Genomic DNA, 13,600 nt, shown 5'->3' with positions numbered 1-13,600 from the left:
GCTCCCTCCCTTCCGGCGCCGCGCGGCGGCGTCATTGTCCGAACACTTCGCCGATCGCGGCCGCCACCGCCTCGTTCTCCGCCTGCGCGCGCAGCGAGGGGAAGAGCGAGACGCAGACCTCGTCCGCCGCCGACTGGTTGACCACCAGGATCGGCCGGTTCACCAGCACCGCGCCGAGCACGTCGCGCGGATCGATGTTGACGCCGCTCTGGTGGCGCAGCGAGGTGCAGCCGTCGAGGAAATCGGCGCGCTCGAGGAAGGCGTAGTTGTTCCAGTTGGTGACGACGAAGGAGAGCGGGTCGTCGACGGTGCCGACGACGCCGGCGCGGACCGCGTCCTCGACCGCGCGGAACAGGCTGACGTCGATCTTCTGCGTCTTGAATTCGCGGATGCGCGCATGGATCTGCGCGGCGATCTCCTCGACCGGGCGCTCGCCGTCGACGCTGACCGGGACGAAGGCGATGTAGTTGCCGCCGTAGTGCGCCCGCAGCTCCGGGGCGAGCAGGTCGGAGAGCATCTTGAAGCTGATCGTCTGCCGCTCGGGCAGGTCTTTCGTGCGCCGGTTGAGGTTGTAGAACGCCTTCGCCAGCGCCGCGCAGATGACGCTGTTGCGCGTCACTTCCGGGTGGCGGCGGCGGCAGCGTTCGAGCAGCGGGGCGAGCGGGTGGAAGCGGACCACCGGCGCGAAGCGCTGCCGGCGGTAGGCGGCGAGGCAGTCGGGCACGTCGCGCAGCGGGATCGCGTGGCGGCCGTCGTCGGCTACCGGGTAGCCGCCGAGTCCGGCGAGGTTCGTCGCGTGCGCGGCTTCGTCGAGGCCGAGCAGGTGCAGCATCTCGTCGCTGCCGATGGTGCGCACCTGGCGCACCGCGTCGAGGGCCGCTTGCTGCCCGGCCGCGTCGCCATGCCGCTGCGCGTTGTAGTAGTCGACCATGCGGTTGAACAGAAACTCGGCGCTGCGCGCGTCGAGATAGGTGTGCTCGCAGGTCTGGGCGATGATGAATTCCGGCCCCTGGCGCTGGCGCAGCACCGTCACCGCCATCGGACAGTGCAGCTCGCCTTCGGCCAGCGTCAGGCTGTCGCGGCACAGCTCGGCGAAGGCCTGGTCGATGTCGTCGCAGTCGAGCGCCCGGAAGTGCCTGCGGTGGCCGCCGGCGTGCCGCCAGCTGAAGCGGTCCTGCGCCTCGAAGTGGAGGCGGTACTCGAACTTGCGCAAGGCGCCGGCGATCGCGTGGAAGCTCGCCTCCAGCGCGGCCAGGTCGAGCGGCCCGGCAAAGCGGTAGCCGCTGGTGAAGAAGATGTTCGCCCTGTCCATCAGGCATTCCAGCCCGAGGTTTCCGACCGCTGTCTGCATCGATTCGCCTCCTGTGTCTTCTTTTCCGCTTCGGCTCGCCTGTCCCGCTGGCAGGGCGGTCGGGCGGCGTCGGCTTATGGTTTCATTCTACGCACTTTCCCCGTTGTCACTCCCGGCCCCGGGCCGCCGGGCGGGCGAGGGCGTATGCGGTATCCGTCCGTTCATCGGCTGCCGAGTTCCGGATGTTCGCGGCGCGCCTGTTCGATGCAGGCCTGCGCCTCGACGTAGGCGAAGCTGTCGATGTGCTGCGCCAGCTGCTCTGCACGCTCGCCGAGCACCGCGCGAATCTCGGCGGCGTGTGCGGCATGCAGCTGGTTGGCGCGGTAGTCGGCCATCGCCACCAGGGTTTCCAGCTCGGCCAGCGTCGCCCGCAGCGCCGACCAGTCGACCGCCGCCGGCACGGCATCGACGGCGGCCGGCAGGGCGTGGTCGAGCGCGGCGAGCAAGCGTTCGAGCTCGCCGTCCAGGCGGTCTACGGCCGCCGCCGCAGCTTCCGCGGGCGGTGCCTGCAGCGCGCCTTCGAGCGCCGTCGCGGCGTCGCTGACGCCGCCGGCGCCGAGATTGGCGGCGACGCCTTTCAGCGAGTGCGCGGCAAGGCGGGCCGCGGCGAAGTCGCCGGCGGCGAGGAAGGCGCGCAGCCGGGGAACGGCGTCGGCGTGGCTGGCGGCGAATTTTTGCAGCATGCGCAGGTAGCTGGCGCCGCGCTGGCCGAAAACGGCGAGGCCGGCGGCGACGTCGAGGCCGGGAATGCCGGCGAGGCGGGCCAGCGCTGCCGCCGTCGCGTCGTCGCCGGCCGCGTCCGCCGCGCTGCCGGCGTCCGCTGCCGCTGCGGCGTTCGCCGGCAGCCAGTCGCACAGCTTGGCGTAGAGCAGCTTCGGGTTGACCGGCTTGGCGATGAAGTCGTCCATGCCCGCCTGCAGGCACTGCCGGCGGTCCTCCTCGAAGGCGTTGGCGGTCATCGCCAGGATCGGCGTGCGCCGGTAGCCGGGCAGCGCGCGCAGCGCCCGGGTCGCTGCCAGCCCGTCCATCTCCGGCATCTGCACGTCCATCAGGATCAGGTCGTAGGCCTGCTCGGCGGCCATCTGCAGCGCCTGCCGGCCGTTCTCGGCGACGTCGGCGGCGAGGCCGACGGTGCGCAGGATGTCGAGCGCCACCTCGCGGTTGATCGGGTTGTCCTCGGCGAGCAGCAGGCGCGCGCCGGCATGCTCGCGGCGCAGCTCGCGCTCGGCAGCAGGCGCCGGTCGCTCGCTCGCCGGCGCCTGGCGCTTGCTGCCGTGACCGAGGCGGGCGGTCAGCCAGAACACGCTGCCGCGGCCGGGAATGCTCTCGGCGCCGGCTTCGCCGCCCATCAGCCGGGCCAGGCGGCGGGTGATGCTGAGGCCGAGGCCGGTGCCGCCGAAGCGTCGGGTGGTCGAGGTTTCGGCCTGCTCGAAGGGCTCGAACAGGCGGGCGAGATCCGCCGCCGCGATGCCGATGCCGGTGTCCTCGACCTCGAAGCGGACGGTGGCGACGCCGTCGCGGTCGTCGATCAGCCGGGCGCGCAGCGTCACGCCGCCGTGCTCGGTGAACTTGATGGCGTTGCCGACGTAGTTGAGCAGCGCCTGGCGCAGCCGCGTCAGGTCGCCGTTCAGCCATTCCGGAACGCCGTCGCTTTCGATGCGCAGGTCGAGGTCCTTGGCGCGCGCCGAGGCGGTCATGATCGACGAGACGTGGTCGAGCAGCTCGGCCAGCGCGAAGTCGGCGCTTTCGAGGTGCAGCTTGCCGGACTCGATCTTCGACAGGTCGAGGATGTTGTTGATGATCGACAGCAGGTGATGCGCGGCGTCGTCGATCCGGGCGAGGCGCTCGATGTGGCGCGGCGTCGCTGCCTCATTGCGCATCAGGTGGGTGAGCCCGATGATCGCGTTCATCGGCGTCCGGATCTCGTGGCTCATGCTGGCGAGGAAGGTGCTCTTGGCGCGGTTCGCCTCCTCGGCGGCGGCCTTCGCCTGGTGCAGCTCATCGGTACGCCGCGCGACCAGGTCCTCGAGGTGGAGGCGGTAGTCGGCGAGCTCGTCGGCAAGCCGCCGGCGCTCGGTGATGTCCTCCTTGACCGCGACGTAGTGGCTGATGCGGCCATCCGGCTGGCGCAGCGGAGTGATGATCGCGGACTCGATGAACTCGCTGCCGTCCTTGCGCCGGTTGATGAATTCGCCCTTCCACGGCCTGCCGGCGGTCAGCGCCGCCCACAGCTCGACGTAGGTCTGCGGCGGCGTCCGGCCGGAACGCAGCAGCGCCGGGGTCTGCCCGATCGCTTCCCGGCGGCTGTAGCCGCTGGTCTGCGTGAAGGCGTCGTTGACGTACTCGATCACCTTGTCGACGCGCGTGATGACGATCGAGTTGGGACTTTGCTCGACCGCCTGCGACAGCTTGCGCAGCGACTCCTCGTCCTCCTTGCGGCGGGTGATGTCGGTCGAGATGCCGCACAGCGCGTAGATCGTCCCGTCCGGATGGCGCAGCGGCAGCTTCACCGACAGGTAGGTGTGCCTGGCGTCGCTGCCGGCGACGCGGCTCGATTCCTCGGCTTCGACGCGCTCGCCGTGCTCGAGCACGCGCCGGTCGTTACGCTGCAGCGCGGCGACGGTCTCGGCGTCGAAGAAGTCGCTGTCGTCGCAGCCGACGATCTGCTCCGGCGGCCTGCCGAAGAGCTCGCCGACCTTGCGGTTGGCGTACTGGTAGCGCAAGTCGCGGCCCTTGATGTAGATGTGGGCGTCGACGCCGTTGAGGATGGTCGCCAGCCGGTTCTCGCTGTCGCGCAGGTGGCGCGTCTTGATCGCGACCTGGCGGCGCAGCAGCGCGGCACCGGCGAGGGCGGCGGCGAGCAGCGTGGCGAGTGCCGCCAGCCCCCACCAGAAGGCGGTCGGCACGACCGTCTTCGGCGCGCCGCCGAGCCAGTGTTCGAGCAGCGCGAAGTAGGGCGAGTCCTGGCGGCCCTGCCAGTCGTCCAGATGGCGGTCGATCGCTGCCAGCAGCTCGCCGTTGCGACCCTTGCCGGTGGCGTAGAAGAGCGGCGCCGGCTGGAACATGATCGACGATTCGGCCAGCTTGTAGCGGGCGGCATGCTGGTCGCCGAAGAAGCGGTTGGCCACCGCCGCGTCGACCTGGCCGGCGGCGGCCTGCGCGAAACCTTCCTCCATGCTGCGCACCGGCACCAGTTCGACGTGCAGGCCGAAGTCGGCGAACAGGCGGTGCAGGTAGTCGGCCTGCACCGAGCCGGCGAGCACCGCGACGCGACGCTCGCGCAGGTCGAGCATCGAGGCGATCTGCAGCCCCGGCCGCGGATAGAGCTGCGACCAGCTGTGCAGCGCCGGCGTGCGGTGGAAGTCGAAGATCTCGGCGCGCTCGTTGCTGTAGGCGACGTCCGGCATCAGGTCGATGCGGCCGGCCCGGGTCGCTTCCAGGCACTCCTTCCAGTCGCAGGGCACGGTACGCAGCGTCCACCCTTCGCGCGCGGCGATCTCCTGCAGCAGGTCGCCGAGGATGCCGCTCGGCCGCTGGTCGCTGCCGAGCTGGAGCTTCGGGGCGTTGCCATAGACGCCGACCCGTACCTCGCGCGCCTCGGCCGCGGCACCGCCGGCGCCGAGCAGCAGGCAGAGCGCGGCGACGAGCCGCCAGCGGCCGTGCCGTGCGCCGCGGGGAGCGCTGTCGTCGTGGAAGCTCATTCGCCGTGGCGCCGGGTGGGGGGGCATACCGGGCATCCTGTATCGAACCGTATCGGCCAAGGATAGCGCATAACGTCATAATGCAAATCATCCGGAATCGCCGGCGCGGCGACCTTCCTGCGCGCGGTGCGCACGCCTGGCCGGGGCGCCGCCGGCCAGGCGCCGCGGAAAGCCTCGGGGCGGTTGCCTTCCGCTGCCCGACGGCGCTATAATCGCGGGCTTTTCCACCTTGCCCCACCGTTACCGCATGGCGGGGGGCTTTTGCCAAAAGGAGCGTTCATGCGTCATTACGAAGTCTGTTTCATCGTCCACCCGGACCAGTCCGAGCAGGTCCCGGCGATGGTCGAGCGCTACAAGTCGCTCGTCACCGCCCGCAACGGCGTCATCCACCGCCTCGAGGACTGGGGCCGCCGCCAGCTGGCCTACCCGCTGCAGAAGATCCACAAGGCGCACTACGTTCTGATGAACATCGAGTGCGATGGCGAGACCCTCGCCGAGCTCGAGCACGCGTTCAAGTTCAACGACGCCGTGCTGCGCCACCTGACCGTCAAGATGAAGGCTGCCGTCACTTCCCCGTCGCCGATGATGAAGGAAGAGAAGTCGAAGTCGCTGATGGAAGGCAAGGGCGAAGCTGCCGCCGCCGAAGCGCCGGCCGCCGCCTAAGGATTCATCGGAGGCTTGCTGAACCGCGTCGAACTCACCGGCGACCTGACCGAACGCCTCGCGCTGCGCTATACGCCGGCGGGGGTCCCGGTCACCGAGTGCCGGATCCGGCACGAATCGGAGCAGGTTGAGGCGGGCATGCCCCGCCGGGTCGAGTGTGAAATCCCGGCCATCGGCCTGGGCGACGCGGCGAAGTGGCTGCAGGCGGCGACGACGGGATCCGCAGTCCGCGTGACCGGATTCCTCGCCGCGAAGAGCCGCAACAGCAAGCAACTGGTACTGCACATCGAACAATTGGAATTTTTGGAAGGAAACTGAAATGGCCCGATTCTTCAAGAAGAAGGACGACAAAAAGCCGAAGCGCGGTGGCGGTCTGTTCAAGCGCCGCAAGTTCTGCCGCTTCACCGCCGAGAAGGTCGACATGGTCGACTACAAGGACGTCGAAGTCCTGAAGGAATTCATCGTCGAGAACGGCAAGATCATGCCGGCCCGCCTGACCGGCACCAAGGCCCACTACCAGCGCCAGCTGTCGGTCGCGATCAAGCGCGCCCGCTTCCTGGCCCTGCTGCCCTACACCGACAACCACCAGTAATCGAGGAGCCCGGACATGCAAATCATTCTGATGGAAAAGGTCATCAACCTCGGCAACCTCGGCGACCTCGTCAAGGTGAAGGATGGCTATGCCCGTAACTTCCTGATCCCGCGCGGCATGGCCAAGCGTGCCACGCCGGCCGCCAAGGCCGAGTTCGAAGCCCGCCGCGCCGAGCTCGAGAAGCTGGCCGCCGAAAAGCTCGCCGCCGCCCAGGGCGTCGCCGAGAAGATGAACGGCATCGTCGTCGAACTCGCCCGCAAGGCTGGCGTCGACGGCCGCCTGTTCGGCTCGGTGACCAACGCCGACATCGCCGAAGGCCTGAAGGCCCAGGGCTTCGAGGTCGAGAAGTCGTCCGTGCGCATGCCGAACGGTCCGCTGAAGACCGTCAGCGAGAGCACCATCGACGTCGCGCTGCACACCGACGTCGTCGCCCAGATCACCGTCAAGGTCGTCGGCGAGCAGTAATCCGGCCGCCGGCCGCGCAGGCGGCCACGGTTCGCCAAGGCCCCGGGAGGAATCCCGGGGCCTTTTGCTTTGGGGCGGCGGCTCGCGCTAGCCCTTGTCCGCGCCCGTGCCGGCGGCGGCCGGCGGTGTACCCGCGCGCGTTTGCCCCCTCTGCGCATACGTGACGACGCGGTTGCGCCCGTCCCGCTTCGCCTGCAGCAGCGCCTGGTCGGCGCGCTCGATGGCTTCGGCGATCGACGTGTCGTCGTCGGCGACCACGCTGCAGCCGATGCTGATCGTGGTCTGCAGTTCCTTGCCCTGGAAGCGGACGCGGATCTTCGCGATGTGGTCGACCAGCCGCTGCGCCAGCGCCTGCGCGCGCCGCTCGTCGGTCTCCGGCAGCAGGGCGACGAACTCGTCGCCGCCGATGCGCGCGATCATGTCGTATTCACGCAGCACCTCGTGGCAGGCAACCGTCAGGCGCAGCAGCACCTGGTCGCCGGCGGCGTGCCCGCACGCGTCGTTGATCGGCTTGAAGTTGTCGATGTCGAGGGCGAGTACCGACAGCGGACGGCCGTAGCGCCGGGCGCGCTTGATCTCGAGTTCGGCGACCTCGAACAGGTGGCGGCGGTTGGCCGCGCCGGTCAGCGGGTCGGTCATCGCCAGGTCGAGCAGTTGCGCCTCGACGCGCTTGCGCTCGGTGACATCGCGGATGATCGCCGTGAATATCGGCCCGTCGGGCGTCTGCAGCCTGGAAATGGCGATCTCCGCCGGAAAGACCTCGCCGTTGCTGCGCAGGCATTGCAGTTCGCCGCGCTCGTTCATGCGACGGGAAATTGCCGGCCCCTCGGCGAAGCGCTGCACGTGTCCGACGTGCGCCGCGCGCAAGGCTTCGGGAATCAGCAGCGTCAGCGGCTTGCCGAGGACGTCCTTTGCCGCGTAGCCGAACATTTCCTCGGCGGCGACGTTGAACAGCGCGATGTTCTGCCGCGCGTCGGCCGAGACGATCGCATCCGGGCTCAGGTTGATGATGTTGTGGATGTGGTTGCTGGTGGCGCGCAGGTCTTCGAGCATGCGCTTGCGGTGGATCGCGAAATTGATCGCGCGGCGGATCCAGTTGATCGTGATCTGGCTCTTGACCAGGAACTCGACGGCGCCGGCGGCGAACGCCTCCGGTGCGCTTTCGTCCTCGCCTTCACCGACGAGGACGATGATCGGCGTCGCCGGCCGCTCGTGGCTGATGCGCCGGATCGCCTGCAGTCGAAGCGCCGCCGGCTGCAGCGCGACGAACAGCACGTCGGCCTCTTCCCGGCGCAACGCCGTGAGCGCCTGTTCGAGCGAGGAAACGCGGGCGATGCGCACGGCGCGGTTGTATGCCTTTTCCAGGACGACCGAGGTCAGCGTCGCGTCCAGGGGGTCGTTTTCCAGCAGCAGTATGTGCATCCGTCATGCTCCCCGGTCAGGGCCGAACGACTGGGCATGATTGTTTATAAGGCATTACTTATTCAGTATGACGGCGGTGCCTGCGATGTCAATGCCGGTCGGGCGCTACGGGCGGGGGCGCCCGCCGTGCGCCCGGCGGCCCCGGCGACCGGCACTCCCGCGCCGCGCGCCGGCGGAAGTCCCCGTGGGGGCGCCGCAGGCCCCTGGCGTCACCGTCGGGTGGCTGGGGTCCGGTCCTCGCGCTCGCCGGCCGGTTGCCGCAAGCGGCCGCGATGCAGCGCCAGCGCCTCGTTGCCGACCAGCGCCGCCAGCACCAGCGCGCCGCCGGCCAGCGTGCTCGTCGACGGTTGCTCGCCGGCGCCGAGCCAGGCCCAGGCGACGCCGAAGACGACTTCGAGCAGGGCCAGCAGCGCGATCTCCGGCGCCGGCAGCTCGCGCGCGAGGCGCACGACGAGCAGGCAGGGGATCGCCAGCTGCACGCTGCCGAGCAGCGCCAAGAGGCCGAGGTCGTGCGCCGAGGCCTGCAGCGGCCAGGCCAGCGGCAGTGCGGCGAGCGCCGACAGCATGGCGCCGATCCACACCGCCGGCAGCATGTCGGCGCCGGCGGCACGCTCGCCGTTGCGCTGCAGGATCGTCCAGTTCACCGCGGCGGCGAGCGGTACCGCCAGCGCCACCAGCGAACCGGCGAGCGAGACGCCGGCCTGCGCCTCGCGGCCGAACATCCAGGCGATGCCGAGCCCGGCCAGGGCGATCGCCGTCCACGTCCGCGCCGGCAGCCGGCGGCGCAGGAACAGGCGGAAGAAGAGGGCGGTGACCAGCGGCCCGACGGCCATCGTCACCAGCACGTTGGCGACCGTGGTCAGCGTCAGCGCGACCATGAAGGCGGTGAACATCACCGCCCAGCAGGCGCCGGACAGCCACAGCGCGCGCGGCCACTGCAACAGCCCGCGCCACAGCGCCGGGCCGCGCAGCGCCGTGAGTGCGACGGCGAGCGTCAGCGCGTTGAACAGGCTGCGCCAGAAGGTCACCTCGAAGCTGCGCGCGGCATCGAGGTGGCGGGTGACGACGCCGGCGATGCTCCACAGCAGCGTGACCAGGATCATCAGCGAGACGGCGCGGGCGTGGCTCATGGCAGCGGAAGACGCGGAAAAGCTGCGCATTCTACGCGATCGCCAGGCGGTGGGCCGCATGGATCGGGCGTCCCGCTCGCCGGAGTCGCTTTCGGGTAAACTCGCTCCTCCTTCGAAGCGACCCCCGCCATGGCCCAGTTCCAGAAAAAGCAGCAACAGCCCCAGATCGACCCCGCCATCGCCGCGCTGCGCATTCCGCCGCACTCGATCGAGGCCGAGCAGTCGGTGTTGGGCGGCCTGCTGCTCGACAACCAGGCCTACGACAAGATCAGCGACCTCGTTTCCGAGACCGACTTCTACCGCGACGAGCACCGCCGGATCTTCCGCGCCGTGCAGCGCATGCTCGAGCGCGGCAAGCCGGCCGACGTGGTGACCGTGGCCGAGGCGCTCGATGCCGCCGGCGAGACCGAGCACACCGGCGGGCTGGCCTACCTCGGCGAACTGGCACAAAACACCCCCTCGGCGGCGAACATCCGCCGCTACGGCGAGATCGTCCGCGAGCGCGCGATCCTCAGGCAACTGGTCACCGCCGGCGACGAGATCGCATCGTCCGCGCTGAACCCGCTCGGCCGCGAGCCGAAGACGCTGCTCGACGAGGCCGAGGCCAAGGTCTTCGCCATCGCCGAGTCGGGGATGCGCCACCAGACCGGCTTCCAGCACATCAACCCGCTGCTGACGCAGGTCGTCGAGCGCATCCAGGAACTGCACGACCGCGACAACGCCTCCGACATCACCGGCATCCCGACCGGCTACCACGACCTCGACAAGATGACCTCGGGCCTGCAGCCGGGCGACCTGGTCATCGTCGCCGGCCGCCCGTCGATGGGCAAGACCTCGTTCTCGCTGAACATCGCCGAGCACGTGGCGATCGAGTACGGCGCGCCGGTCGCGGTGTTCTCGATGGAAATGGGCGGCGCCCAGCTGGCGATGCGCATGCTGGCCTCGGTCGGCCGGCTCGACCAGCAGCGCGTGCGTACCGGCAAGCTCAACGACGACGAGTGGTCGCGCCTCTCCTACGCGCTCGGCAAGATCCACGAGAAGGCGATCTACATCGACGAGACGCCGGCCTTGAACCCGATCGACCTGCGCGCCCGTGCCCGTCGCCTGCACCGCCAGTGCGGCAAGCTCGGGCTGATCGTCATCGACTACCTGCAGCTGATGTCCGGCAGCAGCCAGGGCGAGAACCGGGCGACCGAGATCTCGGAAATCTCGCGTTCGCTGAAGGGCATCGCCAAGGAACTGGAATGCCCGGTGATCGCGCTGTCGCAGCTGAACCGCTCGCTCGAGCAGCGGCCGAACAAGCGGCCGGTGATGTCCGACCTGCGCGAATCGGGCGCCATCGAGCAGGACGCGGACGTGATCCTGTTCATCTACCGCGACCAGGTCTACAACCCGGACTCGGAAGACAAGGGCACCGCCGAGATCATCATCGGCAAGCAGCGTAACGGCCCGCTCGGCACCTGCCGCCTCGCCTTCCTCGGCGAATACACCCGCTTCGAGAACTTCGCCGCCCCCGGCAGCTACTGACCGCTGCCCGCCGCTGCGCTAGACTCCGGGCAATTCCCCGTCCGGAGCGCGCGGCATGAAGATTCCCGTTTTCCTGTGGCTGCTCGCGGCGTCGTTCGCCGCCTGGGCGGAGCCCAACGTCGCCGGCCGCATCGAGGCGAGCGACGGCGACGCGCGCATCTACGACGCGGCGAAGGCGATGCGGCCGGCGGCGGTCGGCGAGCTCGTGCGCGAGGGCGACAGCGTCGTCACCGGTGCCGACGGCGAAGTGCATCTGGCGATGGAGGACGAAGGGCAGATCGCGATCCGCCCGAACACCCGCATGCGCATCGCCAAATACAGGGCGGAAGGCGGCAGCGGCGACAGCAGCGTGATCGCGCTGGTGCAGGGCGCGCTGCGCTCGGTGACCGGCTGGATCGGCAAGTACAACCCCAAGGGCTACACCGTGCGCACGCCGACGGCGACCATCGGCGTGCGCGGCACCGACCACGAGACGCGGGTCATCCCCGAGGGCAGCAGCGAGGGCGAGGCCGGCACCTACGACAAGGTCAATCAGGGCGCGACCGTGCTGTCGACGGCGCAGGGACGGACCGAGATCCGCCCGAACCAGGCCGGTTTCGTCGCCCTCTCGGGCAAGGCGCGGCCGCGCGTGCTGGCCGCGGTGCCGACCTTCTTCGCGCCGGCCCGCTTCGACCGCCGCTTCGAGAACCTGCACGAACGGGTGCGCGAACGCCTCGACGTCCGCCGCAACGAGCGCATCGAATCGTTCAAGGAACGCCGCCGTCAGCTCGGCGAGCGCGCTGCGCAGCAGCACGGCGAACGGCTGCGGGCGCAGGAGGCGAACCGGGCCGGGCCGCGCGAGCAGTGGCAGGAGCGCCAGCGCGAGCGCCGTGAGAAGCGGGAAGCGGGGCGCCTGGACAACCTGCGCGGCGAAAGCGGCGGCCGCCGGTTCGACGAGCGTTCGCCCGGCGACGGCCGGCGCTTCGAGCCGGGCAAGCGCGGCGGCGCGGACGAGCGCGGCGTTCTTCGGGACGGCGGCGGCCGCGGCGGCGAGCACCGGCCCGGCGCGGCCGCCCCGGGCGGTGGCGGGGCAGGTGGGGGCGGCGGAGGTGGGGGCGGTGGCGGCCCCGGTGGCGGCCGCGGCCGCTGAGCTGCGCTCAGGCGTTCCCCGAAGGGGCTTCTTCGCTCAGACGTGATGCCAGCCGTGGTGGCTGGCGCTGGCGGTGCCGGCCGCGTCCGGGCGGTGGCCGAAGCGCAGCCAGGCCTTCTCGTGGAAGTAGTAGGCGACGGTGTTGCAGGCCGGCTCGACCAGCGCGAGCGCGCTGCTGACGGCGACGTCGCCGGTCAGCGTGTAGCCGACCGCGAAGGCGACGGTGAAGTGCGTGGCGGCGAAGGTGGCGGTCTTGGCCATGATCGTTCTCCGGTGAAGAGTTTCATGGCTGCAGTGTGCCTGCCGCGCAGGCATCGTTCCAGTTGATTGTTGGAATCTTCCCTATAGCGTTTGGCTATTGGCTCAGGCTTCGCTGCGGCTGGCCTTGATGCTGACCAGGAAGCGCTCGCCGTCGGCAGTGTCGAGCACGCCGTCGGCGGTCTCGACGTAGGGCGTCGCCAGGAAGGGCAGCGGGCGCGCGCGGCTGTCGCGCGGCGTCACCTCGAGCGCGGTGTTCAGCCCGATCCAGTTCATTTCCCAGAAGCCGAAGCCGAGCTTCTTCAGCACCGCCAGCTTGCCGTCGTCGGCGGCGAGCTTCTCGGCGATCACCGCCTGGCGCAGGTCGGCCGGGTTCACCGGAATCCAGTCGTAGCCCGGCGCGTAGAACTCGGCGCGGCAGTGGAAGGCGCGGTTCAGTTCGCCGAGCGCGCCGAGGCTGGGCAGCAGCTTCGAGTAGTCGCAGCGCAGCCCGAACACCGGCCGTGCCGGCAGGCCGACGGCGCGCGCCAGCGCGACGAAGAGCAGCGCATGGCCGGCGTTGCGGCCGAGCGCGTCGGCGAGTTGCGGCGGCGTGTCGATGCCGCCGGCGGCGAGCGCCGGCGTTTCCGGGTCGCGCAGCGCGCGCTCGGCGACCCAGTCGTAGAGTACCTTGCCCTGCGCCAGCGGGTCCCTGACCCGGCCGACGATGCGCTCGGCGATCTCGCGCGTCTTGTCGTTGATCGGCATCAGCTCGGTGCTCTGCAGGTTGCGCCGGAGGATCTCGCCGCGCTCGGGCGCGCAGTGCTTCTTCGTCACGTCGAAGTGACGGTCCTGCGTCTCGACGCGGCTGACCAGCTCGAGCTGCGGCGGCACGCCGTCCGCCCACTCGGCGGTGAACACCTCCATCTCGGCGGCCGGGTCGCGGTAGATGCCGGCGCGCGCGAAGTTGCCCTGCCAGCCGTGGCCGAGGGCGCGCTGCCACGGGGTGTCCTTGAACAGCGCCAGCGGCAGCCAGAGGCGGGTCGGGCCGCTGCCGCGGCGGACCTCGATGCGGGTCGTCAGCTCGTAGCTGCGCCAGCGCGGCGCCGGCTCGTCCGGCAGCGCCGCGGCGGCGACGCGGTTCTCGTTGGCGGCGGCCGGGGCGACCGCCGGCTTCGCCGCGGACGGCTTTTTCTTCGCGGCGGCTGGTTTGGCGGCCGCCTTCCGGCGGCCGGCCGGCGCCGCCAGCGCCTCGCCGCCGGCGAGCAGCGGCAGCGCCGCGGCGGCGGCGATGAAGTCGCGTCGTTTCACGGAACCTCCACGGCAAAAGCGACGAGGCCGCGTCGTCCGACACGGCCTCAGGATGGGCAAATTGTAACAGAG

Annotated in this window: 12 protein-coding genes; 6 read left to right on the top strand and 6 right to left on the bottom strand. The window is 70.3% G+C overall.

Annotation, left to right across the window (positions count from 1 at the left end; genetic code table 11):
* Positions 1-31: 31 nt before the first annotated feature.
* Positions 32-1,351, bottom strand: coding sequence for a hypothetical protein (locus tag IWH25_RS14640; RefSeq protein WP_203386503.1), 1,320 nt, complete (start codon positions 1,349-1,351; stop codon positions 32-34).
* 161 nt (positions 1,352-1,512) lie between these two features.
* Entirely contained in the window at positions 1,513-5,052 is a 3,540-nt protein-coding gene (locus IWH25_RS14635) for a PAS domain-containing protein (RefSeq protein ID WP_203386502.1), read from the bottom strand.
* 279 nt (positions 5,053-5,331) lie between these two features.
* Between IWH25_RS14635 and rpsF the strand changes: the two genes are divergently transcribed.
* The 4 genes from rpsF to rplI are packed head-to-tail and all read left to right on the top strand — an operon-like array spanning position 5,332 to position 6,772.
* The gene (rpsF, locus tag IWH25_RS14630; protein ID WP_203386501.1) at positions 5,332-5,715 is read left to right on the top strand and encodes a 30S ribosomal protein S6; all 384 of its coding nucleotides are present in this window, start codon (positions 5,332-5,334) and stop codon (positions 5,713-5,715) included.
* Positions 5,716-5,730: 15 nt separating this feature from the next.
* A complete protein-coding gene (gene priB, locus IWH25_RS14625) occupies positions 5,731-6,033 on the top strand; it encodes a primosomal replication protein N (RefSeq protein WP_238998916.1) in 303 nt (100 codons plus the stop codon).
* A gap of 1 nt (position 6,034) precedes the next feature.
* Complete coding sequence (rpsR, locus tag IWH25_RS14620) at positions 6,035-6,307, top strand: 30S ribosomal protein S18 (RefSeq protein WP_203386500.1); 273 nt, start codon at positions 6,035-6,037, stop codon at positions 6,305-6,307.
* A 15-nt stretch (positions 6,308-6,322) separates the two neighbouring features.
* Positions 6,323-6,772, top strand: a complete 450-nt coding sequence (gene rplI, locus IWH25_RS14615) for a 50S ribosomal protein L9 (protein WP_203386499.1) — start codon at positions 6,323-6,325, stop codon at positions 6,770-6,772.
* A gap of 87 nt (positions 6,773-6,859) precedes the next feature.
* On the opposite strand, the gene IWH25_RS14610 is transcribed toward rplI, so the two are convergent.
* Together IWH25_RS14610 and IWH25_RS14605 are read right to left on the bottom strand one after the other, a co-directional pair.
* The gene (locus IWH25_RS14610; protein ID WP_203386498.1) at positions 6,860-8,194 is read right to left on the bottom strand and encodes a diguanylate cyclase; all 1,335 of its coding nucleotides are present in this window, start codon (positions 8,192-8,194) and stop codon (positions 6,860-6,862) included.
* Between the two features lie 209 nt (positions 8,195-8,403).
* On the bottom strand, positions 8,404-9,324 hold the full coding sequence (locus IWH25_RS14605) for a DMT family transporter (RefSeq protein WP_238998915.1): 921 nt from the start codon (positions 9,322-9,324) through the stop codon (positions 8,404-8,406).
* Positions 9,325-9,453: 129 nt separating this feature from the next.
* Here IWH25_RS14605 and dnaB point away from each other — a divergent pair, with 129 nt between their 5' ends.
* Positions 9,454-10,851, top strand: a complete 1,398-nt coding sequence (gene dnaB, locus IWH25_RS14600) for a replicative DNA helicase (RefSeq protein ID WP_203386497.1) — start codon at positions 9,454-9,456, stop codon at positions 10,849-10,851.
* A 55-nt stretch (positions 10,852-10,906) separates the two neighbouring features.
* Complete coding sequence (locus IWH25_RS14595; protein WP_203386496.1) at positions 10,907-11,980, top strand: FecR family protein; 1,074 nt, start codon at positions 10,907-10,909, stop codon at positions 11,978-11,980.
* Between the two features lie 36 nt (positions 11,981-12,016).
* Here IWH25_RS14595 and IWH25_RS14590 read toward each other — a convergent pair whose 3' ends face one another.
* Positions 12,017-12,241 carry a DUF2061 domain-containing protein gene (locus tag IWH25_RS14590; RefSeq protein WP_203386495.1) on the bottom strand — a complete coding sequence of 75 codons (225 nt, stop codon included), beginning with the start codon at positions 12,239-12,241 and terminating at the stop codon, positions 12,017-12,019.
* Between the two features lie 102 nt (positions 12,242-12,343).
* Entirely contained in the window at positions 12,344-13,528 is a 1,185-nt protein-coding gene (locus IWH25_RS14585) for a transglutaminase-like domain-containing protein (RefSeq protein ID WP_203386494.1), read from the bottom strand.
* Positions 13,529-13,600: the final 72 nt, after the last annotated feature.

Origin of the sequence: Azospira restricta (assembly GCF_016858125.1) — a bacterium.
In the GTDB taxonomy this organism is placed as follows: Bacteria; Pseudomonadota; Gammaproteobacteria; order Burkholderiales; family Rhodocyclaceae; genus Proximibacter; species Proximibacter restrictus.
This window is presented reverse-complemented; position numbering and strand designations above follow the sequence as displayed.